This window comes from Micromonospora sp. NPDC006431 (assembly GCF_042870725.1).
Classification (GTDB): domain Bacteria; phylum Actinomycetota; class Actinomycetes; order Mycobacteriales; family Micromonosporaceae; genus Micromonospora.
Map to the genome: position 1 here is coordinate 58,495 of NZ_JBIAHQ010000024.1, position 22,833 is coordinate 81,327.

Below are 22,833 nucleotides of genomic sequence, written 5' to 3' on the forward strand. Positions count from 1 at the left end.
GACCCCGGCCCAGGCGAGTCCGGCCGCGACCCGGCGCAGCCCGATCAGGGCGGCGAGCTACCGATATATGCGCTGTCCCGGTCAGCGCTGAGGTCGGTGCCCGTCCCCCTCGGCCGCCGCGGCGACGCCCTCCGTGGTCGGGCCGAGCGCCTCGGCCGGTTCTGTCCGCCCCGACCCACCGGGCGCCGCCTGCTCGCGGGCGCGCCGCCCGTACTCCTGGAAGAACTGCAGCAGCTCCACCGGGAACGGCATGACCAGCGTGCTGTTCTTCTCCGCGGCCACGTCCACCACCGTCTGCAGCAACCGCAACTGGTACGCCCCAGGGGTGTTCGCCATCGCCCGCGAGGCGTCGGCGAGCCGGCGGGAGGCCTGGAACTCACCGTCGGCGGCGATCACCCGTGCGCGCCGTTCCCGCTCCGCCTCGGCCTGCCGGGACATCGACCGCTTCATCCCCTCGGGCAGCGACACGTCCTTGACCTCGACCCGCTCGATGAGCAGGCCCCACGGCTTCTCGGTGGGCGCGTCGATGACGGCCTTCAGCTCGGCGTTGATCTTGTCCCGGTCCCGCAGCAGGGTATCGAGGTCGGCCTTGCCGATCACCGACCGCAGCGCGGTCTGCGCCACCTGGAGCACCGCCGCCGGATAGTCCCGCACGTTGACCAGGGCCTTCACCGGGTCGACCACCCGGTAGTAGACGACCGCGTCGACGGTGAGCGTGACGTTGTCGCGGGTGATGACGCCCTGTGCCGGCACCCCGATCACCGTGGTCTGCATGCTGACCCGCACCATCCGGTCCGCGACCGGGATGATCAGGTGGAACCCGGGTTGGCGGATGCGGTCCAGCACCCGGCCGAAGCGGAACACGACGCCGCGCTGGTACTGCTGCACCAGCCGGACGCTCAGCGACAGCACGATCAGCGCGAGCACGACGACGATCACCACTGCGACGATGGCGGCAACTGCCATGGTCCCCCTCGATCCCGGAGGCGCCCGCCTCCCGGCGCCGGGCCTACCCGTTCCGGCGCCGTTCAGTCCTGCCGGATCGCGGCGCGCACCCGCCGGATTCACCCGATCCGGTACGGCGCCGCCGCCGACTCGTCGAACCGCAGCCCGTGCCCGGGCACGGACAGGTCGGGCCGCAGCAGGCCGCCCGGCTCGGGCGTGACCGTGCCCTGGAACAACATCGACTCGATGCGGACGTGGTCGTGGAACCACTCCAGGTGCCGCAGGTTGGGCGTCGCGGCGGCGACGTCGAGGTGCAGGTGCGGGCCGCAGTGGCCGGAGATCTGGAGGTTGTCCGCAGCGGTCACCGCGGCCACCCGCTGCCACTCGGTGATACCGCCGCACCGGGACACGTCCGCCTGCAGGCAGTCCACCGCGCCGGCCCGCACCATCGCGGCGAAGTACGGCAGGTGATAGCCGTACTCCCCGGCGGCCACGTCGGGCAGGACGGCGTCGCGCACCTGCCGCAGGCCGGCCAGGTCGTCTGAGGAGACCGGCTCCTCGTACCACCGCACGTCCTGGTCGGCCAGCGCCTGTCCCACCCGGATCGCTTGTTTGCGCTGGTAGCCGCCGTTGGCGTCGGCGTAGAGCTCGGCGGCCGGACCGATGATCTGCCGGGCCGTGCCGACCCGGGCCAGGTCGCGTTCGACGCGGGTCCCCCACGACTCGCCGATCTTCATCTTCACCCGCGGGATGCCCAGCTCGTGCACCCAGTGGGTGAACTGGGCGCGCAGCTGCGCCTCGTCGTAGGTGGTGAAGCCGCCACTGCCGTAGACCGGCACGGTTTCCCTGGCCAGGCCGAGCAGCCGGGCCAGACGGATCCCCAGCAGGCGGGCCTTGAGGTCCCACAGCGCCACGTCGACCGCGGAGATGGCGTAGGCGGCGACGCCGGGGCGGCCCACGTTGCGCACGGCCGCCTGCATGGCCTGGTAGCTGCCGGGGACGTCGAGCGCGTCGCGCCCGGTCACCACCCCGGCCAACAGCTCGGTGACCAGCTCGCCGGCGGCGGCCGCCGCGTACGTCCAGCCGGTGCCCACCTCGCCGCCCGCGCTGACCCGGACCAGCACCAGCGTGGTGGCGCTCCAGGCCGCGGTGCCGTCCCCTTCCGGGGCGTCGGTGGGGATCCGGTACGCCCCGGCGGTCACCCGGTCGACCACGGAGTCACCCCGCACGGCGGGCCTCCCGACGCGGTGGGACGGCAGGACCTCGGTCCACGCGCCGGGAGGCCACGACTGCGGAGGTGATGCGCTGCATGGATCGGAGATACCGCGGATCGCCGGAAGCAAACCCGCCGGCGCCCGCCCCCGGCGTCGCCCGACGGGCTACCGCCCTACTGGAATGATGGCGGGATGCGATCACCCGCCGGCGACAGCGAAACGGCGGCCGTCGAGGCGCTGATGGCGGCCAGCCGCGCGTTCGTCGGCCTGGCCGCCCGCTCGCTGGCCGGCCTCGACGCCGAGGTCACCCTGCCACAGTTTCGGGCGTTGGTCGTGCTGGCCACCCGGGGACCCCAGCGCGCCGTCGACATCTCCGCCGAACTCCAGGTCGCCCCGTCGACCGGCACGCGGATGTGTGACCGTCTGATCCGCAAGGGCCTGGTCCGGCGGTCCCGCTCCACCAGCGACCGCCGGGTGGTGCGGCTGCGGCTCACCCCCGCCGGGCTGGCCCTGGTGCAGGAGGTGATCCGTCGGCGGCGCGCGGAGCTGTCTCGAATCGTCGCCGCGACCTCGGCGTACTGGCAGCCGACGGTGACCGAGGCGCTGACCGCGTTCGCCACCGCGGCGGGTGAGCTGCCCGAGCAGGAGTGGTGGCTGGGCTTCGCCGCGGTGGACAGCCCGGCGGAGGCCGAGGCCTGACCGCGCCGCCTACCGGTCATGCGTCAGAACCTGGCGAAGATGCTGGCACAGTGCAATGATGGCTGTATGCAAGCGATGCTGTGACAGCACCGACCATCGTCACGACCAGTGACGGGAGGCACTCCATGGACCGCGACGGACACCACGAGGTCGCCCGGATCGACGACACGGTCACCCCGGACACCCTGCACGAACGGGCCGAGCGGGTCGCCGTGCCCGACTTCGACTACCTCACCCAGTTCATCGAGGCGGTCGCGGACGGGCTCACCCCGCACCCTTCCAGCCCGACCAGGCGAGGTTGACCCGCCCCTGGCCGATGTCTGCCGGCCGGGTGGCGCGCGGCTGACCGGAGTGAGCTGCGCTCAGGCGGCGTAGCGGGCGGCGAGGTCGACGACCCGGCGGGCGGCGGCCACCATGGCCCGGTCGGCGAACCGCCCGTCGGGCAGCACCACGGTGCCGGAGTCGCGGGTCTGCGCCTCGGCGACGGCGGCGAGCAGTTCCCGCGCCCGGGCCACCTCGCGCTCGGCCGGGCGGAACGCCGCGGCGATGACCGGGAGCTGTCGTGGGTGGATGGCCGTCCGGCCGAGGAAGCCGAGCCGCCGGCCGGCGGCGCAGGAGGCGGCCAGCCCGTCGAGGTCGGCGACGTTCGCGTACACCGACATGGCCGGCGGCGGCAGGCCCGCGGCGCGGGCCGCGACGACGATCCGGCCGCGGGCCCAGAGCAGGCCGTCGTCGCCGGCGACGCCCAGGTCGGAGCGGAGGTCGGCCTCGCCCAGGCCGAGCGAGGCAACCGCCGGGTGGGCGGCGGCGATCCGGTACGCGGACTCCAGCCCGACCGCGGACTCGATCAGCGGGTGCAGCGGGGTGTCGACCCGGGCGGCGACGGCGGCGACGGTCGCCGGGGACTCCACCTTGGGCAGGCGCAGGCCGGCCAGCCCCGGTTTACCGGCGACGGCGGCCAGGTCGGCGTCGACGTCCGGGCCGGTCAGCTCGTTGACCCGCACCTGGACCGGCACCGGCGACGGTTCGGCGAGGAACTCGGCGACAGCGTCGCGGGCGTACGCCTTGCGGCCGGCGACGACGGCGTCCTCCAGGTCGAGGATGACCGTGTCGGCGCCGGAGGCGACCGCCTTGGCGAACCGGTCCGGCCGGTCGCCAGGCACGTATAGCCAGGTCAGCAGCATCAGATCACGCCCCGCTCGCGAAGCGCGGCCAGGTCCGCGTCGGTCAGGCCGAGCGCCCGGAACACCTCGTCGGTGTCCTGGCCGTGCCGCCGGCCGGCGTGCCGGATCTCGCCGGGGGTGGCCGACATCCGGAACGGGACGTTCTGCATGCGGACCTCGCCGAGGTCCTCGTCGGGGACGGCGGTCACGGTGCCGAGCGCCGCGTACTGCGGGTCGGCGACGATGTCCCGGACGTCGTAGACGGGCGCGACGGCCGCCTGGGCCGCCTCGAACGCGGCCACCACCTCGTCCCGGTCCCGCTGCGCCACCCAGCCGGCGACGGCGGCGTCGAGTTCGTCGGCGTGCGCGGCCCGGCCGCTGCCGGTGGCGAACCAGGGCTCGTCGACCAGCTCGGGGTGGCCGACGAGGCGGATGACCCGCTCGGCGATGCTCTGCGCGCTGGTGGAGACGGCCACCCAGCGGCCGTCCGCGCACCGGTAGGTGTTGCGCGGGGCGTTGTTGTTGGACCGGTTGCCGAGCCGGGGCTGCACGTAGCCGAGCTGGTCGTACCAGGTGATCTGCGGGCCGAGCATCGCCATGATCGGTTCGATGATGGCCAGGTCGACCACCTGGCCCCGGCCGGTCAGATCGCGGCCACGCAGGGCCAGCAGGACCGCGTACGCGGCGGCGAGCGCGGTGACCGAGTCGGCCAGGCCGAACGGGGGCAGGGTGGGCGGCCCGTCGGGTTCCCCGGTGGCGGCGGCGAAGCCGCTCATCGCCTCGGCGAGCGTGCCGAACCCGGGCCGGGGTGCGTAGGGGCCGACCTGGCCGAAGCCGCTGATCCGGGCGATCACCAGGCGTGGGTTGACCGCGTGCAGGGCGTCCGGGCCGAGGCCCCAGCGTTCCAGGGTGCCGGGGCGGAAGTTCTCCACCAGCACGTCGGCGTCGGCGAGCAGCCGGCGCAGCAGTTCGGCGCCCTGCGGGTCGGACAGGTTGAGCGTGACGGTGCGCTTGTTGCGGCCGAGCACCTTCCACCAGAGGCCGACGCCGTCCTTGGCCGGGCCGTGCCCGCGGGACGGGTCGGGCTTGGCCGGGTGCTCGACCTTGACCACGTCGGCGCCGAAGTCGCCGAGGAAGGCGGCGGCGAGCGGACCGGCGAAGAGGGTGGCCAGGTCGACCACCTTGACGCCGTGCAGCGGGGAGGGCGCGGTCATGGCGTTCCCTTCGCCGGGTCGACGGCGGCGAGGAACACGTCGCCGTTGCCGAGGGCGGCGCCACCGGTGGGCGTGCCGGCGGTGCGGCCGCTGACCAGCAGCCGGCCGTCGGGGGCGAGGGTGGCGTAGACGTTCTCCTCGCCGAACGGATCGGCCGCGTCGTCGCGGGCGGTGCCGTACTGCGCGACGGCGAGCTGCCGGCCGCGGGCGTCGAGGCGCAGGGTGAGCACGTCCGCCCCGCCGGCCGGCACGCCGAGCGTGCTGCCGGTGAAGCCGACCACCGCGAGCGAGCCGTCGATCAGGGCTAGGACGTCGGTGCCGGCGTCCGCGCCGCGCCCGCCGGTGACGGTCCGCCAGCGCTGTGCGCCCTTGCTGGTGTACGCGACGGTCAGCACGTCGCCGGAGGTGGCGCCGGTGGCCACGACCTGCCCGACGCCGGTGACGGTGACGCCGCCGAGCAGGTCGTCCCCGTCGCCGCCGGCGACCGTGAGCCAGTCGCGGGTGCCGTCTGGGGTGAACCGGGCGAGCCAGCCGTCGGCGCCGCCGAGCGGAGTGGTGCCGGGCAGGGCGGCGGAGGTGCCGCCGGCGACGTAGACGCCGTCGGGGCCGACGGCGACGGCGTACGCCTTGTCCTCGCCGGGGCCGCCGAACTGGCGGGTCCAGGCGAGCGTGCCGTCCGGGGCGATCCGGGCGAGCACGGCGTCCTTGTCGCCGGCGTTGGTGCCGCCGAACGCGCCGCTGGTGTAGCCGGCGACGTACGCGCCACCGTCCGGTGCGGCGGCGAGGGCGTAGAAGCGGTCGGCCTTGGCCGGGTCACCGGCCTGGGTGAGCCAGGCGCGCTGCCCGGTGGCGGTCAGTTTCGCCACGAACCCGTCGTCCGCCGGGCTGCCCGGGTGCCGGCCGTCGAGGTCGCCGCGGGTGTAGCCGGCGGTGAGCACGCTGTCGTCGGGCAGCGGCACGGTCCCGTAGAGCCGGTCGTTGGCGGCGGTGCCGAACTGGGCTGTCCAGCGGGCGGTGGTGCGGTCCGCGGCGAGCCGGGTGACCACGGCGTCGAGGCCGCCGGCGTACGGCTGGCCGGCGACACTGCCGGACGCCGCGTAGCCGAGGGTGACGTCGCCGTCGGGGTGGGCGGCGACCCCGCCGGCCCAGTCCGCGCCGGGGGTTCCGTGCAGCGGGGCGGGCAGCCCGGCGGGCGGGGTGACGCTGAGGGTGGCGGCGAGGTGCGTGAGACCGGCGACGAAGGCGGGGCGCCAGACGTCCCAGTCGTGCCCGCCGTCGAGGACGCGGAACTCCGCGGCGATGCCGTCGGTGCGCCGGACGGTGTTGTAGAGGGTGGCGGCCTCGTAGTCGAGGTCGTGGACGGCGTCGGCCGGGTCCGGGTTGGGCCATTCGTCGTCGCCGACGGCGATGAACATCCGGACCGGGGATTCCGGGTCGACGCCGGGGAGCAGGGCCGGGTAGTTCAGCCGCCGGTAGACGTCGTCGGAGAAGAGCTGGTCGCCGGCGCCGAAGGCGCCGAACTCGCGGGCCGAGGAGTCGGCCGGCGGCAGCGGCTGGTAGACGGCGGGGCTGAGCACCAGCGCGTTGGCGAAGAGGTCCTGGTGGGCGAGGGCGTAGCGCAGCGCGCCCGCGCCGCCCATCGAGTAGCCGCCGACGAGCCGGGCGTTCCGGTGCGCGGCGGTGCGGTAGGTGACGTCGACGTGGGTGACGAGGTCGCGGGTGAGCGCGGTTTCCACGGGGCGGCCCGGGTTGTCGGCGCCGGTGTACGCGGAGTCGACGTACCAGCTGCCGCGGCTGCTCCACGGGGCGTCGGGCAGCACGGCGATCACCGGTGGCACCTGCCGGTCGGCGATCAGCCGGTCGAGGTCCGACTTGATGCGGGTCCACGCCTGCATGGTGTCGCCGCGCCCGTGCAGCAGGTACAGCACCGGGTAGCGGGTGGCGGCCTGGGCGGGGTCGCGGTAGCCGTACGGGAGGTAGACGGTGTAGTCGATGCTGCCGCCGAGGGCCGGCGAGGGCGCGGTGGCGGTGCTGAGCGTGCCGGCGGGATCCTTGGCGGCGACAGCGGTCTCCGGCGCCAGGCCGGTGAGCCCGACGGCGGTCAGCAGGGCGACGAGGATGGCGCCGGTGCGCCACGTTCTGCTCATCGGTGGGCTCCTTCGGCGGGCAGGTCGGCGGCGCAGCGGAAGCCGATCGAGTCGGAGCGGGTGAGGCCGGCGCCGGTGAGCAGCAGCTTCACCGACACCTCGGGCGGTTGCGGGCCGCCGTCGAGATACCAGTCGGAGCCTTCCGCCCGGTACGCGCAGCCGCCCTTGAGGATGACGAACCGGGTACGCCCGTCGGAGTGTTCACTTTCGGTCAGGTTCCAGACCAGGGGTGCCCGGCGCGCGAGCAGTCCCGCCTCGGCGGCGACCTGCCATTCGTCCTCGGTGGGCAGCCGCAGCCCGGCCCAGTGGGCGTACGCGCGGGCGTCGGCGAGGTCGACGCCGGTGACCGGGGCGTCGGCGGGTCCCTGCCCGGCGGTGAACCGTTCCGGCCGGACCGGCCGGTAGCCGGTGGCGGCGAGGAAGCGGGCGTACTGGCCGTGGGTGACCTCGCGGGTGTCGATGGCGAAGCGGCCGAGCCGGGCCGGGCGGCGCAGGGTGCCGGTGTGGTGCAGTCGGGGCGGCAGGGGTTTCCACTCGTCGACGTAGGGGGCTTCGCCGTACAGGCCGGTCTCCCGGACGCGGTGGCGGACGGTCAGCTCGTGGTGGCCCCCGTCGACGGAGACCATGCCGTCGGGCAGGGCCGCGAGGGGCGACCACGGGGTGCGGGTACGCACGGCGGCGCGGGCCGGGAAGGACGGATCACCGGTCGGCGGCTCGTGCCGGTCGACAGGGGTGTCGGTGGCGACCACCGCGGCGATCGCCCCGGCGGGCAGCGGCCCGCCGACGGCGACCCGCCCGTCCTCGAGTTCGGTGACGGCCAGCTCGGCGCCGGTGACCAGGTCGACGAAGCGGCCGGGACGGGGCTCGGTGAGCAGCCAGGGGCCGTCGTGGTCGGCGCCCCGGTTGACCACCGTCCACAGGGGCTGGCCGTCGTGGGTCCAGCGGGACGCGTACACCTGGCCGGTGCCGGGGTGATCGGCGAGCGGGACCCAGTCCTCGGCGCGCAGCCACGCCGCGTGGCTGGCCTGCACCCGCCGCATGGCGCGCAGCACGGCCTTGTCCCGGTCGTTCCAGCCGACCCAGACGCCGAAGACGCTCTCCCAGACCAGCACGCCGCAGCCGTTGAGCCAGGCGGAGTGCAGCTCGTCGAGGTGGCTGCGGTGCCAGCGGCGGGTGTGGTGCAGGATGTGCCGCCGCTCGAACCACTTGGCCCGCAGCACGCCGGGCACGTCGGAGTCGGCGAACCACTGCGCCCAGGACATGGCGTGGTCGGCGATCCGGGCCAGCGGCACCCGGCTCTCACCCTCCAGGACCAGGCCGGGGCGGACGGCGTCAAGAGTCTTGCGCAGCTCGCCGGCGCCCTCCTTGAGGGTGTCCAGGAAGACCCCGTCGACGTCGAGGGCGGCGGCCAGCGCGGCGACCTCCTCGGCGTCGGTGCCGGGCTGCCGCCTGGTGCCGGTGTCCCAGGGGTTGTAGTCGACGAACACCCGGACTCCGTGGGCCTGGAACTGGCGGACCACGTCGGGCAGCTCGGGGACCTCCCGGTACCAGTCGAACTGGTTGCGCGCGTCCAGCCCGATCACCGGGTACGCGTGCCAGAGGACCACTCCGTCGAAGCCGCCGAAGTCGCGCCGCGCCGCGTCGAGAAACGCGTCCACGGTGAATTCGCCCCGGTCGTGGTCGTAGAGGGTCTCGTCCCACAGCCAGGCGAGGCAGACGGTGAAGCAGTCGCCGGTGATGTCGTCGTAGTGCTCGCCGGTGTAGGCGAGCCGGGCCCTGGCGTCGGCCCGCCAGCGGGTGAGCTGGTCGCGCCAGGCGGGCCAGTCGGCGGGGTGGCCCGGGGCGGCGAAGATCTTCGCCTCGTCGAGGGTGGCCAGGTCGGCGTGCGCCCCGAGCGGCACCTCGGTGGGCCGGTCGATGGGGCGCGGGACGTACGGGTTGAAGCTCACTCTTCCGCTCCGTAGGTCGCGGCGTGCAGGGTGTCGATGGCGGCCCGGTCGGGCAGCGCGGTGGACGCGCCGGGGCGTTGGGCGCAGGCCGCCCCGGCGGCGCAGGCCCAGCGCAGGACGGCTGGCGCGGTGGCGGCGGTGAGGGTGCCGCCGCGTTCGGCGAGGGCGACCGCGAGGGCACCGGTGAACGCGTCGCCGGCCGCGGTGGTGTCGACCGCCTCGATCGCCGGCGCGGGCACCTGCAGGCGGGTGCCGTGCCGGTCGGCGTAGGCAGCGCCCCGGGCGCCGAGGGTCAGCACCACCCGGGGCACCAGGGCCACCAGCGCGTCGAGCAGGGCGGCGGGCTCGTCGATGAACATCCCGGCGACGACGGCCGCTTCGTGTTCGTTCACCACCAGCACGTCGACGAGGTCGAGCAGCTCGTCGGGGAGCGGGCGGGCCGGAGCGGCGTTGAGCACCACGGTGGTGGCGTCGGCGCGGGCCCGGTCGGCGGCCTGGGTGGCGGCCGTCAGCGGCACCTCGAGCTGGAGCAGCAGCACGTCGGCCGCGCCCACCGCCGCCCGGTCGGCGGGATGCAGGTCGGTCAGGGTGGCGTTGGCGCCGGGCGCGACGACGATGCAGTTCTCCGCGGCGTGGTCGACGGCGATCAGGGCGACGCCCGAGGGCGCGTCGACGGTGCGCAGGCCGCCCGCGTCCACGCCGGCGGCGGTCAGGTTGTCCCGCAGCTGCGCCCCGAAGTCGTCGGCGCCGACCGCGCCGACGAAGGCGCAGTCCGCGCCGGCCCGGGCGGCGGCGACCGCCTGGTTGGCGCCCTTGCCGCCGGGCACGGTGCGGAAGCCGTCACCGAGCACCGTCTCGCCGGGCCTGGGCAGCTGCGGCGCGGTCACCACCAGATCCAGGTTGGCGCTGCCCACCACGACCACCCGCGCGGTCACGCCGCACCCCGGTGGGCCAGGGCGAGCGTCCGGCCGGCCAGCTCGTCGAAGCGGACGCCGTCGAAGCCGGCGATGCTGCTGGCCAGGCGGTTGCGCAGCGGGGTGACCCAGGGCCCGGGCAGGGCGGACGCGCCGGTGAGCGCCCCGGTGACGGCCCCGACGGTGGCGCCGGTGGAGTCGGTGTCCCAGCCGCCGGAGACCACGGCGCAGATGGACCGTTCCAGGTCGCCGCGCCCGTACGCGAGGGCCGCGGCGACCAGGGCGGCGTTGTTGCGGACGTGCACCCAGTGCAGGTGCCCGTGCCGGACGTAGAGGGTGTCCACAATGTGCTCCCAGTCGTCGGTGCCCGCGCCGAGGGCGCGTGCCTCCCGGATCGCGGCGGTGAACCGGCTGTCCGGGGGCAGCACCGACTCGCCCGCGTCCAGCACCTCGTCGATGCTGGTGGCGACCGGTGCCGCCGCGGCGAGGGCGGCCACCCAGATCGCCCCGTACGCCCCGGCCCGGACGTGGCTGACGGCGGCGTCCCGCCAGGCCGCCTCGGCGGCGCGGTCGGGGCGGCCGGGGTTGGTCCAGCCGTACACGTCGGTGCGGATCTGCGCGCCGATCCACTCCCGGAACGGGTTGTGCCGGCGGGCGGTCCGCGGCGGGGTGAGGCCGAGCAGCAGGTTGCGGTAGGCGACCCGTTCGGCGGTGAAGACCCGCCCGGCGGGCAGCCAGTCCAGCCAGGCCTGCGCCACGTCGGTGCTGGTGAAGTCCGGCCCGTACGTCTCCAGGATGCGCAGCGCGAGCAGCGCGAAGTTGAGGTCGTCGTCCTCGGGCATGCCGGCGATGTTCTCGGCCAGGCTGGTGGGGGCGCTGCGCCGGTTCCACGGCCAGCGGGCGGCGACGTCGGCTGGCAGCCCCTGCGCGGTGAACCACCCGCGCAGGGGCCACCGGCCGGTGGCGGAGAGGATCTCCCGGATCCCGTGACGGGGGATCTTCTCCACCGGCTTGCCGAGCAGGCAGCCGGCGGCCCGGCCGAGCCAGGCGCCGTGCAGCCGGTCCCGCTCGACTGTGGTCGGCAGGTGCCAGGCGCTCGGCCAGGTCGCGTGGACCGCGTCGAGGTCGTCGGGCTCGTGCGCGGTGTCCGGTCCGGGCCGCGCCTCGGCGGCGTCGAGCAGGTCGACGGCGAGGGCGCGCAGCCGCGGCGACGCCGGCACGGGCGAGGCGCCGCTGACCGGGGCGGTGACGTCACCACCGGCCGCCGCCCACCGGTCGGCGAGGTCGGTGACGTCGCGGCCCTCGTCGCGGCTCGCGGCCAGCTCGTGCGGCAGCAGGTCCTCCGGCTGCACCCAGGTCAGCCGGAGCCCGCGACCCGGGCCAGCACTCATGCCGCTGCCTCCCTTCGGTCTGCACCGGCATGAGGCCACAGCGCACCGAGCCTGCTGATTCGCTCGCTACGCTCACTCATGCCAGACCGCCGAAGCGTTCGGCGCGGCGGGCGAACCGCTCCCGGTCACGGTCGAAGACCTCGGTGGCCACCTGGGCGAGGACCCGGGCGGGCTCGACCAGGTCGGTGCGGGACGCGGAGGCGACCGCCTGCGACCACTCGGCCGGCACGGTCGCGGCGCCGCCGAGCGCCCCGGCGATCGCGCCGGCCATGGTGGCGGTGGAGTCGGCGTCGCGGCCGTAGTTGACCGCACCCAGCACCGCCGCCCGGTAGTCGCCGCCGGCCACCACCAGCATGCCCAGCGCCACCGGCAGTTCCTCGATGGCGTGCAGCCGGCTGGGCCGGCGGGCGCCCAGGCCCGGGTTGCGGTACTCCTCGCCCACCGTGTCGTAGGGCGCGACGGCGGCGCGCAGCGCCGGGATGGCCGCCTTCCAGTCGTCGTGCCCGCGGGCCTCCTTGACCACCGCGTCGACGGCGGCGCGGGTGCCGTCGCGGGCCAGGTCGAGGGCCGCGGCGATCACGTCGTCGACACCCGCGCCGGGTGCCGCGGCGGCGGCGACCGCGGCGGCGAACACCGCTGCGGCCTCCCGCCCGTAGCTGTGCTGGTGTGCCCCGGTGAGCTCCACCGCCTCGGCGTACGCCCCGGCCGGGTCGCCGGCGTTGACGATGCCGACCGGGGCCATGTACATGGCGGCGCCGCAGTTGACGATGTTGCCCACGCCGGCCTCGCGGGGGTCGGCGTGCGCGTGGTGCAGGCGGGTGACCAGCCACCGTTCGGCCGCGGCCAGCCGGTGGAAGGTCACCCCCTCCCGCTCCAGGTCCGGGAGGTACACCACCCGCTCGATCAGGTCGGGGACGAGCAGTTCCGCCACGTCGTACGCGTCGAGGTGGTCCCGTTTGGCCGCGTACGCGCGGACCAGGGCGTGGGTCATCAGTGTGTCGTCGGTGATGTGCCCGTCGCCCTTGTGGTACGGCGCGAGTGGCCGCGCGGTGGCCCAGTCGGCGTGGTACGGGGGCACGATCCCCTCGACCCAGCCGCCGAAGCGGGCGCGGATCTGCTCCGGCAGGGCTGTCTCGGTGGCCCCGCCGAGGGCGTCGCCCACTGCGGCGCCGACCAGGCAGCCGACCGACTTGTCGAGCAAGAGTGACATGGTTACCTCAGCACCTGCTTGCCCCCGTCGACCAGCTGCGTGCCGAGCTGGTCCAGGGTGATCTTGTTGGCGAAGTACTGCTGCAGCGCCGGGGTGGCGTACTTGGTCTTCCACTCCGGGTAGCCGTCGACCTTCTGGAACGGCGCGACGGTCAGGTCGGCGGCGCTGTCCGCGGCGACGTCCCAGCCCTGCTTGCCGCCGGTGGCCTTGACCAGCTCCTGGTTGGCCTGCTTGCCGGTGGGCACCAGCCAGTCACCCTTGGCGAGGGTGGCCATGTTGGTGGGGTTGAGGAACCACTCCAGGAACTGCGCGGCCTGCTTCTTGTGCTTGCTGTCCTCGGAGATGGACAGCGTCTGCGGGTTGGCGGCCTGCTTGCTGGACAGCCCCTTGATCGGCGGGAGGGTCACCCACTCGAAGCCGGCGGGGGCCTGCTCGACCATCTGCTGGCGCAGCGAGACCGAGCCGGGGAGCATGGCGTACTTGCCGCCGAAGAAGCCGGGCAGGGTGTCCGCGCCGCTCATGCCGAGCGCCTCCGGGGAGGCGGACTTGGCGGTGTAGAGCATGTCGTGGATCCGCTTGGGCACCTCCTTCTCCGGGTCGCCGACCTTGACCTCGGTCTTGCCGCCGTCGGTGTAGAAGAACTTGCCGTCGTAGTTCAACGCCAGGTTCATCACCCGGTTGGTCGGCGACTTCAGCGCCCAGGCCACGCCGTACTGGCCGGGCTTGGTGAGCTTCTGCGCGTTGGCCTGGAACTCGTCCCAGGTCCAGCCGCCGTCGGCCGGCGGGACGGTGACGCCGGCGGCGTCGAGCAGCTTCTTGTTGGCGATGACGACCTGCGACTCCAGCAGGAACGGCACTCCGGTGACCTTGCCGTCGAACGTGACGGTGTCCCAGACGCCCTGGTCGATCTGGCCCTTGAAGTCGTTGCTGAGCAGCTTCGAGACGTCGGTCAGGTAGCCCTGCTTGCTGAACTCGCCGATGGCGGACGCCTCGTAGTGCACGATGTCGGCGGCGTCGCCGCCCTCGAACGAGGTGACCAGCTGGTCGTGGATCGAGTTCCAGTCGCCCTGGACGTACTCGACCTGGATGTCCGGGTGTTCGCTGTTCCACTTGGCGACCAGGTCCTTGTTGGCCTGCAGCGACTCCTTCTGCCAGGCCAGGCTGAGGAAGCGCAGCTTGACCGGGCCGGACGACGCCTCGTCCTCGCCGCCGCCGTCACCGCAGGCGGTGAGGGCGCCGAGGCCGACGACCGCGACCGCGGTGGCCGCGGCGAGCCGACGGAATCTGCTTCGGAGCATGGGGGTTTCCTCCTTGGTGGTGGGTGGGGGGATGGGGTTCAGCCCTTGACCGCGCCGGCGAGCGACCCGGACGAGAGTCGGCGTTGCATGAACGCGAAGAAGATCAGGCTTGGCAGGGTGGCGAGCAGGGATCCGGCCGCGAGGGGGCCGAGCCGGGCGGTGCCCTCGATGCCGACGAACCGGGCCAGGGCGACCGGCAGGGTCGCCAGCTCGGGCGTCTTGACCAGCACCAGGGCGAAGAAGAACTCGTTCCAGGCGGAGATGAAGGAGAACAGCGCGGTCGCCACGATGCCCGGGGCGAGCAGCGGGAAGACCACCCGGCGCAGCACCTGGAGCCGGCTGGCGCCGTCGACGGCGGCCGCTTCCTCCAGGTCGCGGGGGATGTTGCGGACGAAGCCCTGCAGCATCCACAGGGCGAACGGCAGCGCCCAGACCACGTAGATCAGCACCAGCCCGGCGTGCGTGTTGGCCAGCCCGACCTGCCGCAGGATCAGGAAGATCGGGATGATCAGCAGTACGAACGGGAAGAGCTGCGACAGCAGCACCCAGCCGAGCGCGACGGTGCCGAGCCTCGTGCGGAACCGGGCGAGGGCGTACGAGGCGGGCAGCGCGACCAGCACGGTGAGCACCGCCGAGGCGAGCGACACCTGGAGGCTGTTCAGCGCGGCCCGGCCGAGTTGCTGCTCGGTGAAGGCCTGCACGAAGTTCTGCACGGTCGGGTTGCTGGGGATCAGCGTGGGGTGCAGCTGGACCAGTTCCCAGGGCGGCTTGAACGCGGTGGAGAGCAGCCAGACCAGCGGGAACCCGAGGAAGACCAGGTAGCCGGTCAGCGCAAGGTACTGCAGCGTGCGCCCGGTGCGGCTCGGCTTTCCGAACATGTCAGTTCGCCTCCCTCAACCGACGACGCAGATAGACGGCGAGCAGCGCGACGATGATCACGACCATGACGTTGCCGAGGGCGGCGGCGTAACCGTAGTTGCCGTAGCGGAACGCCTCCTCGTAGGCGAAGAGCATCGGCAGCATCGTCTTGCCGCCCGGGCCGCCCGCGGTGAGCACGTAGACCAGGCCGAACGAGTTGAAGTTCCAGATGAAGTCCAGCGAGGTGATTGCCACGACCACCGGGGTGATGGCGGGCAGGGTGACGTTGCGGAAGCGGTGCCAGGTGCTGGCGCCGTCGACCGCGGCCGCCTCGTGCAGCTCGCGCGGCACACCCTGCAACCCCGCCAGGAGTACGACGGTGGTCTGCGGCATGCCGGCCCAGACGCCCACGAGGATGACGGCGGGCAGCGCGGTGCTGAAGTCGCCGAGCCAGTTGGTGCGCAGCCCGTCTGCGCCGATGCGGTGGAAGAACTCGTTCAGCAGGCCGGCGTCCGGGTGGTAGACGAGCTTCCACAGGATGCCGACCACCACCGGCGGCATCGCCCACGGCACCACGGAAAGCACCCGGGCCACGCCGCGGAAGCGCAGCTGCTGGTTGAGCAGCAGGGCCAGGCCGAGGGCGAGCAGGAACTGCAGCACGGTCACGCCGACGGCCCAGAGCAGGCCGATCTTGAAGGAGTTCCAGAACAGCTCGTCGCCGAGGAGCTCGCGGTAGTTGGCCAGCCCGGTGAAGCTGATCTCGACGTGGCGTCCGGCGCGGGCGTCGGTGAAGCCGAGGTAGATGCCGCGCAGCAGCGGGAACACCGACAGCACCACGATCGGCAGCAGCGACGGGAGCAGCAGCAGGTAGATGCCCATCCGGTCGGACCGGGACCGGGCCACCCGCGGCCCGTCGGCGGGGGCGACGTCGGGCCGCTCGGCCAGGGTGGTCATGCCGTCACCTCCTGGGTACGCGGTGCGGGCAGGGTTACGCCGGTCGCGGGCCCGGTGGCGCTGGAGGCGCGGACGGCGAGGCTGGGCGCGACCTGTTCCCGCCGCGGCGGCAGGGTCGGGTCGGCGATGCGTTGCAGCAGCAGCTCGGCGGCGCGCCGACCACGTTCGGCGGAGCCAAGGGAGACGCTGGACAGCTGCGGGAACATCATCCGGGCCAGCTCGGTGTCGTCCATGCCGACCAGCGCGACGTCCTGCGGGACGCGGTGGCCGGCGGCGAGCAGGGCGTGCAGCGCGCCGACGGCGATCAGGTCGTTGGCGCAGACCAGCGCATCGGGGCGGGCCCGGGCGAGCAGCCGTTCGGTGGCGGCGCGGCCGGCGGCGTACTGGAAGTCGCCGACCTCGATGAGGCGCTCGTCGAGGTCGATGCCGTGGGCGGCCAGGGCGGCCCGGAAGCCGGCGTCGCGGGCGGCGCCGGGGACGGTGTCGAGCGGGCCGTTGACGAACCCGATCCGCCGCCGCCCGGCCGCGACCAGGTGGTCGACCGCCAGCCCCACACCGGTACGCGAGTCGGTGCGCACGTTGTCCACCGGCGCGTCGGCGCCGAGCTGGCCGACCACGACCACCGGCACGGGGCTGTCGACCAGCGCGGCGAGGTGGTCGTCGGTGACCCGGATCGGCGAGACGATCATCCCGTCGACGTAGCGGTGGGCGAGCCGGCGCAGCAGCGCGGTCTCGTTGGCGATCTGCCCGCCGGTGGCGTGCACCAGCAGTTGCCGGCCGGAGGCGGCGACCACCGACTCGATGGCCCGCATCATCTCGACGTAGACCGGGTTGCCGATGTCCTCGACGGCGAGCGCGACCAGGCCGGTGCGCTGCGACTGGAGCGAGCGGCCGATGGCGTTGGGCACGTAGCCGACCTCGGCCGCCGCCTCGCGCACCTTGCGGATGGTCTCCGGGCTGCCACCGACGCCGTTGAGCACGCGGGAGGCGGACGCGATGGAGACACCGGCGCGGGCGGCGACGGTGTGGACGGTGGGCCGGCCGTCGGCCGACTCCTGTAAACGTTTACGACCCACGCCCCGCACCTCCACCTGTCTGCTGTAAACGTTTCCGGGAGTCTGCGCCGAGCCGGCGGCCAGGTCAAGGGCTCGTTACGGAAACGTTTCCAACCAGGGCCGACCAGCCGGGTGGCCTGGCACGGCGATCGCCCCGGCCACGGCGCTGCTCCTGCTCACCGCCGGCTACGGGGCGACCGGCAACCGCCTGGGCGACCCACGCGACATCGCCCGCCCGAGTTGACCATTCTGGGCCACATTCGACCCTCCATCCGGGACACAGATCGATTCTCGCCCCCGCCACCCCCTAGCGCTGGCGCACTCGTGGCAATATCCTCCGTCTCACGCGCGGCTCTTGAAGTTCCTTTTCATGCCCTGGTCCTTGCCCGGCCGCGGAGGAGACGACATGCACTTCAACCACCCTGAGCTGGACCGCCGCACCCTGCTGCGGGCCGGATTCGGCGCCGCCGCGGTCGCGGTCGTCGGGAGCGAGCTCGCCTTCCCGACCGCCGCGCAGGCCGCGCCCGGCGCGAACCTCGACTGGATCATCAGCTGCGACGAGTGGGGCGCGCGCCCCCCGGCGGACCCACTGTCGATCAGCGCCATCGCCACCAACAAGATCATCGTGCACCACATGGCGTTCCCGAACAGCACGGACTACTCCGAGGAGCACGCCAAGCAGCTGGCCCGCGACTGCCAGGACCTGCACATGGACGGCAACGGGTGGTCGGACACCGGGCAGCACTTCACGGTCAGCCGGGGCGGGCACGTCCTGGAGGGCCGGCACGGCAGCCTGGAGCGGCTCCAGGCCGGCGACCGACAGATGATCTCGGCGCACTGCCCGGGCGAGAACGGCCGGGCCATCGGCATCGAGAACGAGGGCACGTACGTCACCGACACGCCGCCCCGGGAACTGCTCGACTCGCTGGTCAAGCTCTGCACCACCATCTGCCAGCAGTACGGCCTGCACGCGCACGACATCTTCGGCCACTGGGACTTCCGCGCCACGCTGTGCCCCGGCGCGATGTTCTACCGGGAATTCCCCACCCTGCGCCGCCGGGTCTTCGCCGAGCTCGGCACCGACCTGGCCGACGTGCCGGCCCGCCGGTGGCCGGACATCTGGCGGTTCGTCGGCGGCCCGGTGGTCCGCGTCGCCCAGTACCTGCTCACCTTCCGCGGCTACACCGTCCCGGTCAACGGCGTCTTCGACGCCGCCACCGTCGCCGCCGTGCAGGACTGGCAGGCCCGCAACGGCATCCCGGTCGACATCGACGCCACCCTCACCGCGCCGACCTGGGAGACCCTGGCGCCTGAGCTGGACAAGGACGCGACGGGCATCCCCGTCACCGCGGTCCAGTTCATGCTCAACTCCAAGGGCTACGCCGACGTGGCGATCACCGGCGAGTACGACTACGTCACCAAGAAGGCCCTGAAGGACCTGCAGCACCTGCACGGTCTGGACCCGAACGGCAAGGTCAGCACCACCACCTGGTGTGCGCTGGTGGGGGGTGTGGTGCGGCAGTCCTTCCAGCAGGGCTGACGTACCGGCGGGGAGAGCGGTGGGGGTGGCAACGGCGCCACCCCCACCGCGTCCGTTTCGGTACGACTCGCCCAGCACACGTCGTTGTCCCTGTCGCACCCGGCTGCGACGATGACCCTCGTCAAGGACGAAGGAGGGTCGCACAATGGCGTCTCGGCTCAACCCGTACCTCAGCTTCCGCGACAACGCGCGGCAGGCCATGGAGTTCTACCAGAACGTGTTCGGCGGCAACCTGACGCTGAGCACCTTCGGCGAGGCTGGCAACCCGGATCCGGCGGTGGCCAACCAGGTCATGCACGCCATGCTGGAGACCGACCGGGGGTTCACCCTGATGGCCTCCGACACCCCGCCGGAGATGGAATACAGCCCCGGCAACAACATCTCGATCAGCCTGAGCGGCGACGACGCCGATGAGCTGCGCGGCTACTGGAAGCAGCTCGCCGAAGGTGGCACGGTCTCGGTGCCGCTGGAGAAGCAGATGTGGGGCGACGAGTTCGGTATGTGCGTGGACCGGTTCGGCATCGGCTGGATGGTCAACATCGCCCAGCCGCAGGCCTGACCCGGGCAACGGCCACGACGAACGGGCCGGCCCGCCGAAGGGACCTCGGGCGCTGAGGTCCGGCACGTCCGGCCGGTCGCGCGCACCGGCCGGACGGCCCGAATACGATCATCAGGTGGCCGGCGTCGACGACATCCCCCGCGACCGGGCGGGACGATGAGCGGCGCGGCGACAGGTGGCGGCACGGTACCGATCGGGCCGACCCTGGTGGTCGCCCTCACCGGGCTCACCCTGGCCGGCGCCGTGGTGCTGCGGCTGTCCGGGCTCGGCCGGGCGCGGGCCGTGCTGGGCGCGGCGGGCCGGGCCACCATCCAGCTCGGCGCCGTCTCGCTGATCATCGTCGCGGTGCTGCAGGCGTGGTGGAGCACCGCCGCGTTCATCCTGCTCATGTACGTGGTTGCCAGCGTCACCGCGGGACGGCGGATCGGGCCGGCCGTTCCGCGCCGGGTCGCGCCGCTGGCCATCGCGGTCGGGGTGGTGCCGAGTCTCGCCGTACTGCTGGCCAGCCGGGCCCTGCCCGCGGCGCCGCTGGTGGTGCTGCCGACGGCCGGCATCCTGATCGGCGGGGCGATGACCGCGGCGAGCCTGGCCGGCCGGCGGACCCTCGACGAGCTGCGCACCCGGCACGGCGAGTACGAGGCGGGGCTGGCCCTGGGGCTGCTCCCCCGCGACGCCGCGCTGGAGATCTGCCGGCCGGCTGCCGGGCAGGCTCTCATCCCGGCGCTGGACCAGACCCGCACGGTCGGGCTGGTCACCTTGCCGGGCGCGTTCGTCGGTGTGCTGCTCGGCGGGGCGGGCCCGCTCCAGGCCGGGGCGACCCAGCTGCTCATCCTGATCACCCTGCTCGCCGTGGAGGCGGTGGCGATCGCCCTCGCCGTGGAGTTGCTCGTCCGCCACCAGGCGCGGATCCAGCCGTGAGGCCCCGGCGGGCACGTGTACCGGCCGTCGGACCGGGTACAGGCGTGCCCGATGACCAGGGTGCGCAACCTCCGCGTCCGGCCCGACCTGCTCTACGTGGCGAGTGGGTGGAGCACGCTGGTCACCGACGTGCGTTGCCGGGTCACCGGAACCGACCCGCAGGGATTCTTCGCCCGCAACACCCGGGTGCTCAGCGTCGAGCAGGTCACGGTCGACGGTCGGGAGCCGATCCCGTTCAGCGCGGCGAACGTGCTGGGCAGCTCCCAGCTGTCGTACGCCGCGCTGGGTGACGGGGAAGAGCTGCCGTCCCGGGCGGCCTACCTGCTGACCGAACGGTTCGTCGGCGCGGGACTGCGGACCAGGCTGACCGTGGTCAGCTACGCCCAGCAGCCGCTGCGGCTGGCGCTGGCGATCCGGGTCGAGGCGGACTTCGCCGACAGCGTCGAGGCCGAGACGGGCCGCCGGCTGCAGACGGGCGATGTCGGTGCGGACTGGGACGCCGCGGCGCAGGAGCTCCGCCTGACCTATCTGCGCGACGACATCGACCGTGCGGTCGCCGTCGCGGTGCGCGCCGACACCCCCGTCCGGTACGCCGACGGCGCGTTCGCGGTCGAGGTCGAGGTGTCGCCGCGCGGTGCCGCCCGGGTGGACCTGATCGTGGAGCCGATCTTCGACGGCGCGCGCCTGCCCGCGCCCCCGGCCAGCTTCACCGGTGCCACCGACACGGCCGCCCGGGCCCGAGGCCTGCTGGTCAGCGAATTCGCCGGGTTGACCAGCAGCAACTTCGACGTCACGGCGGCTTGGCGCAACGCGGTGGAGGAACTGGCCGTGCTGCCGCTCGGCGAACCGGCCGGGCCGACCGCGCCGATGGCCGGGCTGCCCATGTACCAGGAGATCTTCGGCCGGGACACGATGACCGCCTCCTGGCAGGCGCTGCTGGCCGGGCCGACCATGCTGGCCGACAGCCTGCGGCTCAACGCCCAGCACCTCGGGCAGCGATTCGACGACTGGCGGGACGAGGAACCGGGCAAGCCGCTGCACGAGGCCCGCCGGGGCCCGGTCTCGGTGCTCGGCCTGGACCCGTACACCGCCTACTACGGCGACTGGTCCACCGCCCCGGACTTCCTGGTCTTCCTCGGGCAGTACCTGGCCTGGACCGGCGACCTGGACACGGTGCGGGACCTGCTGCCGACCGCCCGGCAGGCCCTGAACTGGATCGAACGGTACGGGGATCCCGACGGCGACGGCTTCCTCGAGTACCACCACCGCTCCCGGCGCGGTCTGAAGAACCAGGGGTGGAAGGACTCGGACACCGCCATCGTCGACGAGGACGGGCAGGTGGTGCCCAACCCGATCGCGACCAGCGAACTGCAGGGCTACTGGTACGCCGCGCTGCGGCACGCCGCCGTGGTGTTCACCGTGACCGGCCACCCGGCCCGGGGCGCCGCGCTGCTGGCCCGGGCCCGTGCCCTACGGCGGCGCTTCCACGACGCGTACTGGCTGCCGGACCGGGGCTGCTACGCGATGGCGCTCGGGCCGGACCGGCGGCCGGTGCGGTCGACCAACTCCAACGACGGGCACCTGCTCACCACCGGCATCGTCCCGGCCCGGGCCGCCACCCGGGTGGTCGACCGGCTGTTCGCGCCCGACATGTTCAGCGGTTGGGGGGTCCGGACGCTGTCGGCGGAGCATCCGGCGTACAACCCGTTCAGCTACCACCGGGGCAGTGTCTGGCCGGTGGAGGCCGGCACCATCGGGCTCGGGCTGGCCCGGTACGGGTGCTGGGAGCACCTGCACCGGTTGGCCGAGGGGATGTTCGCCGCGGCGGCGCTGTTCGAGGAGCACCGCCTGCCCGAGGCGCTCAGCGGCCTGCCCCGAGACGCCAACCATCCGCACCCCGGCGTGTATCCGAACTCCTGCGCTCCGCAGGCGTGGTCGGCCAGCGCGATCGTGGCGCTGGTGCAGGCGCTGCTGGCGCTGCGCCCGGTCGCGCCCCTGCGGGCGATCATCGTGGACCCGCACCTGCCCGAATGGCTGCCGGACCTGCGGCTGGAGGGCGTACAGGTGGGGGGCGCCACCGTCGACCTGACTGTGCGCCGCCGGCGCGGCGGGCGAACCTCGATCAGCGCGCGCGGGGACCGGCTGGCGGTGATCCGGCGTCCCCCGCGGCAGGCGGTCTCCCGCCGTGGGCGGCGGGCCTGAGCGGTCGACCGGGTGGGCCGGCACGTGTAGTCCGGCGGTGGCGGGGAAAGCGCCCTCACCTGAACAGACAGGAGGGTTGGCATGGAGAGTCGCGCCAAGGCGATGGGGCACGGGATCCACCCCATCCTGATCGTGTTCCCGCTGGGCCTGCTCGCCACTTCGGTGATCTTCGACATCCTTTACCTGATCACCGACCGGGCGGGTTTCCAGATCTCCGCGGCGTACACGATCGCCGCGGGTGTCATCGGCGGCCTGATCGCCGGGGTGTTCGGCCTGGTCGACTGGCTGTCCATCCCCGCCGGCACCCGCGCGAAGCGGGTCGGCGCGGTCCACGGCCTCGGCAACGTGGTGGTGCTGCTGCTGTTCGCGGCGAGCTGGTTCCTGCGGCTGTCGGCAACAAACTGGGAACCCCCTGCAGCGGCTCTGGGCTGCAGCTTCGTCGGCATCGTGCTGGCCGGCTTCACCGGCTGGCTCGGCGGTGAGCTGGTCGAGCGGCTCGGCGTCGGCGTCAGCGACCAGGCGGGGGTGAACGCGCCGAGTTCGCTGTCGCGCGGCGCCGCTGGCCGGCCCCACACGCGGGGCGCCTGACGGACCGCGGCGACG

The 22,833-nt window shown here is 73.7% G+C and carries 20 protein-coding genes; 7 read left to right on the top strand and 13 right to left on the bottom strand.

What is annotated here, in order from left to right:
- Positions 1–81 precede the first annotated feature (81 nt).
- Together ACFYM6_RS29875 and ACFYM6_RS29880 are read right to left on the bottom strand one after the other, a co-directional pair.
- Complete coding sequence (locus ACFYM6_RS29875; protein WP_387280796.1) at positions 82–966, bottom strand: SPFH domain-containing protein; 885 nt, start codon at positions 964–966, stop codon at positions 82–84.
- Positions 967–1,064: 98 nt separating this feature from the next.
- The gene (locus ACFYM6_RS29880) at positions 1,065–2,174 is read right to left on the bottom strand and encodes an enolase C-terminal domain-like protein (protein WP_387280797.1); all 1,110 of its coding nucleotides are present in this window, start codon (positions 2,172–2,174) and stop codon (positions 1,065–1,067) included.
- A 177-nt stretch (positions 2,175–2,351) separates the two neighbouring features.
- Between ACFYM6_RS29880 and ACFYM6_RS29885 the strand changes: the two genes are divergently transcribed.
- Both ACFYM6_RS29885 and ACFYM6_RS29890 read left to right on the top strand, forming a co-directional pair.
- Positions 2,352–2,858, top strand: a complete 507-nt coding sequence (locus ACFYM6_RS29885) for a MarR family winged helix-turn-helix transcriptional regulator (protein ID WP_387280799.1) — start codon at positions 2,352–2,354, stop codon at positions 2,856–2,858.
- Positions 2,859–2,983: 125 nt separating this feature from the next.
- Positions 2,984–3,160 carry a hypothetical protein gene (locus ACFYM6_RS29890; RefSeq protein WP_387280801.1) on the top strand — a complete coding sequence of 59 codons (177 nt, stop codon included), beginning with the start codon at positions 2,984–2,986 and terminating at the stop codon, positions 3,158–3,160.
- 60 nt (positions 3,161–3,220) lie between these two features.
- Here ACFYM6_RS29890 and ACFYM6_RS29895 read toward each other — a convergent pair whose 3' ends face one another.
- From ACFYM6_RS29895 to ACFYM6_RS29945, 11 genes are all read right to left on the bottom strand, one after another.
- Positions 3,221–4,042, bottom strand: coding sequence for an HpcH/HpaI aldolase/citrate lyase family protein (locus ACFYM6_RS29895; protein ID WP_387280802.1), 822 nt, complete (start codon positions 4,040–4,042; stop codon positions 3,221–3,223).
- Positions 4,042–5,235 (bottom strand): CaiB/BaiF CoA transferase family protein, encoded by a 1,194-nt coding sequence (locus ACFYM6_RS29900; protein WP_387280803.1) that lies wholly within the window; start codon positions 5,233–5,235, stop codon positions 4,042–4,044. The genes ACFYM6_RS29895 and ACFYM6_RS29900 overlap by 1 nt, the downstream gene beginning before the upstream one ends.
- On the bottom strand, positions 5,232–7,382 hold the full coding sequence (locus ACFYM6_RS29905; RefSeq protein WP_387280804.1) for an alpha/beta hydrolase-fold protein: 2,151 nt from the start codon (positions 7,380–7,382) through the stop codon (positions 5,232–5,234). The genes ACFYM6_RS29900 and ACFYM6_RS29905 overlap by 4 nt, the downstream gene beginning before the upstream one ends.
- Positions 7,379–9,331 carry a formylglycine-generating enzyme family protein gene (locus ACFYM6_RS29910; RefSeq protein ID WP_387280805.1) on the bottom strand — a complete coding sequence of 651 codons (1,953 nt, stop codon included), beginning with the start codon at positions 9,329–9,331 and terminating at the stop codon, positions 7,379–7,381. The genes ACFYM6_RS29905 and ACFYM6_RS29910 overlap by 4 nt, the downstream gene beginning before the upstream one ends.
- Entirely contained in the window at positions 9,328–10,266 is a 939-nt protein-coding gene (locus tag ACFYM6_RS29915) for a ribokinase (protein ID WP_387280806.1), read from the bottom strand. Before ACFYM6_RS29915 ends, ACFYM6_RS29910 begins: the two co-directional genes overlap by 4 nt.
- The gene (locus tag ACFYM6_RS29920) at positions 10,263–11,636 is read right to left on the bottom strand and encodes an ADP-ribosylglycohydrolase family protein (RefSeq protein WP_387280807.1); all 1,374 of its coding nucleotides are present in this window, start codon (positions 11,634–11,636) and stop codon (positions 10,263–10,265) included. Before ACFYM6_RS29920 ends, ACFYM6_RS29915 begins: the two co-directional genes overlap by 4 nt.
- Positions 11,637–11,712: 76 nt before the next feature.
- Positions 11,713–12,846 carry an ADP-ribosylglycohydrolase family protein gene (locus ACFYM6_RS29925; protein WP_387280808.1) on the bottom strand — a complete coding sequence of 378 codons (1,134 nt, stop codon included), beginning with the start codon at positions 12,844–12,846 and terminating at the stop codon, positions 11,713–11,715.
- Positions 12,847–12,848: 2 nt separating this feature from the next.
- Positions 12,849–14,144 (bottom strand): ABC transporter substrate-binding protein, encoded by a 1,296-nt coding sequence (locus ACFYM6_RS29930; protein ID WP_387280809.1) that lies wholly within the window; start codon positions 14,142–14,144, stop codon positions 12,849–12,851.
- Between the two features lie 38 nt (positions 14,145–14,182).
- Entirely contained in the window at positions 14,183–15,022 is an 840-nt protein-coding gene (locus ACFYM6_RS29935; RefSeq protein WP_387280810.1) for a carbohydrate ABC transporter permease, read from the bottom strand.
- A gap of 1 nt (position 15,023) precedes the next feature.
- Positions 15,024–15,956, bottom strand: a complete 933-nt coding sequence (locus ACFYM6_RS29940; RefSeq protein WP_387280811.1) for a carbohydrate ABC transporter permease — start codon at positions 15,954–15,956, stop codon at positions 15,024–15,026.
- Entirely contained in the window at positions 15,953–17,032 is a 1,080-nt protein-coding gene (locus tag ACFYM6_RS29945; protein ID WP_387280812.1) for a LacI family DNA-binding transcriptional regulator, read from the bottom strand. Before ACFYM6_RS29945 ends, ACFYM6_RS29940 begins: the two co-directional genes overlap by 4 nt.
- 385 nt (positions 17,033–17,417) lie before the next feature.
- On the opposite strand from ACFYM6_RS29945, the gene ACFYM6_RS29950 reads away from it, so the two are divergent.
- The 5 genes from ACFYM6_RS29950 to ACFYM6_RS29970 all read left to right on the top strand — a co-directional run bounded on the left by ACFYM6_RS29950 (position 17,418) and on the right by ACFYM6_RS29970 (position 22,818).
- The gene (locus tag ACFYM6_RS29950; protein ID WP_387280813.1) at positions 17,418–18,551 is read left to right on the top strand and encodes an N-acetylmuramoyl-L-alanine amidase; all 1,134 of its coding nucleotides are present in this window, start codon (positions 17,418–17,420) and stop codon (positions 18,549–18,551) included.
- Positions 18,552–18,696: 145 nt separating this feature from the next.
- Positions 18,697–19,110, top strand: coding sequence for a VOC family protein (locus ACFYM6_RS29955; RefSeq protein WP_387280814.1), 414 nt, complete (start codon positions 18,697–18,699; stop codon positions 19,108–19,110).
- Between the two features lie 156 nt (positions 19,111–19,266).
- Positions 19,267–20,028: an ABC transporter permease gene (locus ACFYM6_RS29960; RefSeq protein ID WP_387280815.1), complete on the top strand. Its 762-nt coding sequence runs from the start codon at positions 19,267–19,269 to the stop codon at positions 20,026–20,028.
- Positions 20,029–20,079: 51 nt separating this feature from the next.
- Positions 20,080–22,230, top strand: a complete 2,151-nt coding sequence (locus ACFYM6_RS29965; protein ID WP_387280816.1) for a glycogen debranching N-terminal domain-containing protein — start codon at positions 20,080–20,082, stop codon at positions 22,228–22,230.
- Between the two features lie 81 nt (positions 22,231–22,311).
- Positions 22,312–22,818, top strand: coding sequence for a DUF2231 domain-containing protein (locus ACFYM6_RS29970; RefSeq protein WP_073838742.1), 507 nt, complete (start codon positions 22,312–22,314; stop codon positions 22,816–22,818).
- The last annotated feature ends 15 nt before the right edge of the window (positions 22,819–22,833 follow it).

What these genes read in the sequence shown, in the direction of transcription:
- ACFYM6_RS29930 (WP_387280809.1), bottom strand. Translation starts at nt 14,144, where the DNA reads ATGCTCCGAAGCAGATTCCGTCGGCTCGCCGCGGCCACCGCGGTCGCG.
- ACFYM6_RS29925 (WP_387280808.1), bottom strand. Translation starts at nt 12,846, where the DNA reads ATGTCACTCTTGCTCGACAAGTCGGTCGGCTGCCTGGTCGGCGCCGCA.
- ACFYM6_RS29885 (WP_387280799.1), top strand. Translation starts at nt 2,352, where the DNA reads ATGCGATCACCCGCCGGCGACAGCGAAACGGCGGCCGTCGAGGCGCTG.
- ACFYM6_RS29955 (WP_387280814.1), top strand. Translation starts at nt 18,697, where the DNA reads ATGGCGTCTCGGCTCAACCCGTACCTCAGCTTCCGCGACAACGCGCGG.
- ACFYM6_RS29960 (WP_387280815.1), top strand. Translation starts at nt 19,267, where the DNA reads ATGAGCGGCGCGGCGACAGGTGGCGGCACGGTACCGATCGGGCCGACC.
- ACFYM6_RS29920 (WP_387280807.1), bottom strand. Translation starts at nt 11,636, where the DNA reads ATGAGTGCTGGCCCGGGTCGCGGGCTCCGGCTGACCTGGGTGCAGCCG.
- ACFYM6_RS29890 (WP_387280801.1), top strand. Translation starts at nt 2,984, where the DNA reads ATGGACCGCGACGGACACCACGAGGTCGCCCGGATCGACGACACGGTC.
- ACFYM6_RS29965 (WP_387280816.1), top strand. Translation starts at nt 20,080, where the DNA reads ATGACCAGGGTGCGCAACCTCCGCGTCCGGCCCGACCTGCTCTACGTG.
- ACFYM6_RS29895 (WP_387280802.1), bottom strand. Translation starts at nt 4,042, where the DNA reads ATGCTGCTGACCTGGCTATACGTGCCTGGCGACCGGCCGGACCGGTTC.
- ACFYM6_RS29950 (WP_387280813.1), top strand. Translation starts at nt 17,418, where the DNA reads ATGCACTTCAACCACCCTGAGCTGGACCGCCGCACCCTGCTGCGGGCC.
- ACFYM6_RS29970 (WP_073838742.1), top strand. Translation starts at nt 22,312, where the DNA reads ATGGAGAGTCGCGCCAAGGCGATGGGGCACGGGATCCACCCCATCCTG.
- ACFYM6_RS29935 (WP_387280810.1), bottom strand. Translation starts at nt 15,022, where the DNA reads ATGTTCGGAAAGCCGAGCCGCACCGGGCGCACGCTGCAGTACCTTGCG.
- ACFYM6_RS29905 (WP_387280804.1), bottom strand. Translation starts at nt 7,382, where the DNA reads ATGAGCAGAACGTGGCGCACCGGCGCCATCCTCGTCGCCCTGCTGACC.
- ACFYM6_RS29875 (WP_387280796.1), bottom strand. Translation starts at nt 966, where the DNA reads ATGGCAGTTGCCGCCATCGTCGCAGTGGTGATCGTCGTCGTGCTCGCG.
- ACFYM6_RS29900 (WP_387280803.1), bottom strand. Translation starts at nt 5,235, where the DNA reads ATGACCGCGCCCTCCCCGCTGCACGGCGTCAAGGTGGTCGACCTGGCC.
- ACFYM6_RS29940 (WP_387280811.1), bottom strand. Translation starts at nt 15,956, where the DNA reads ATGACCACCCTGGCCGAGCGGCCCGACGTCGCCCCCGCCGACGGGCCG.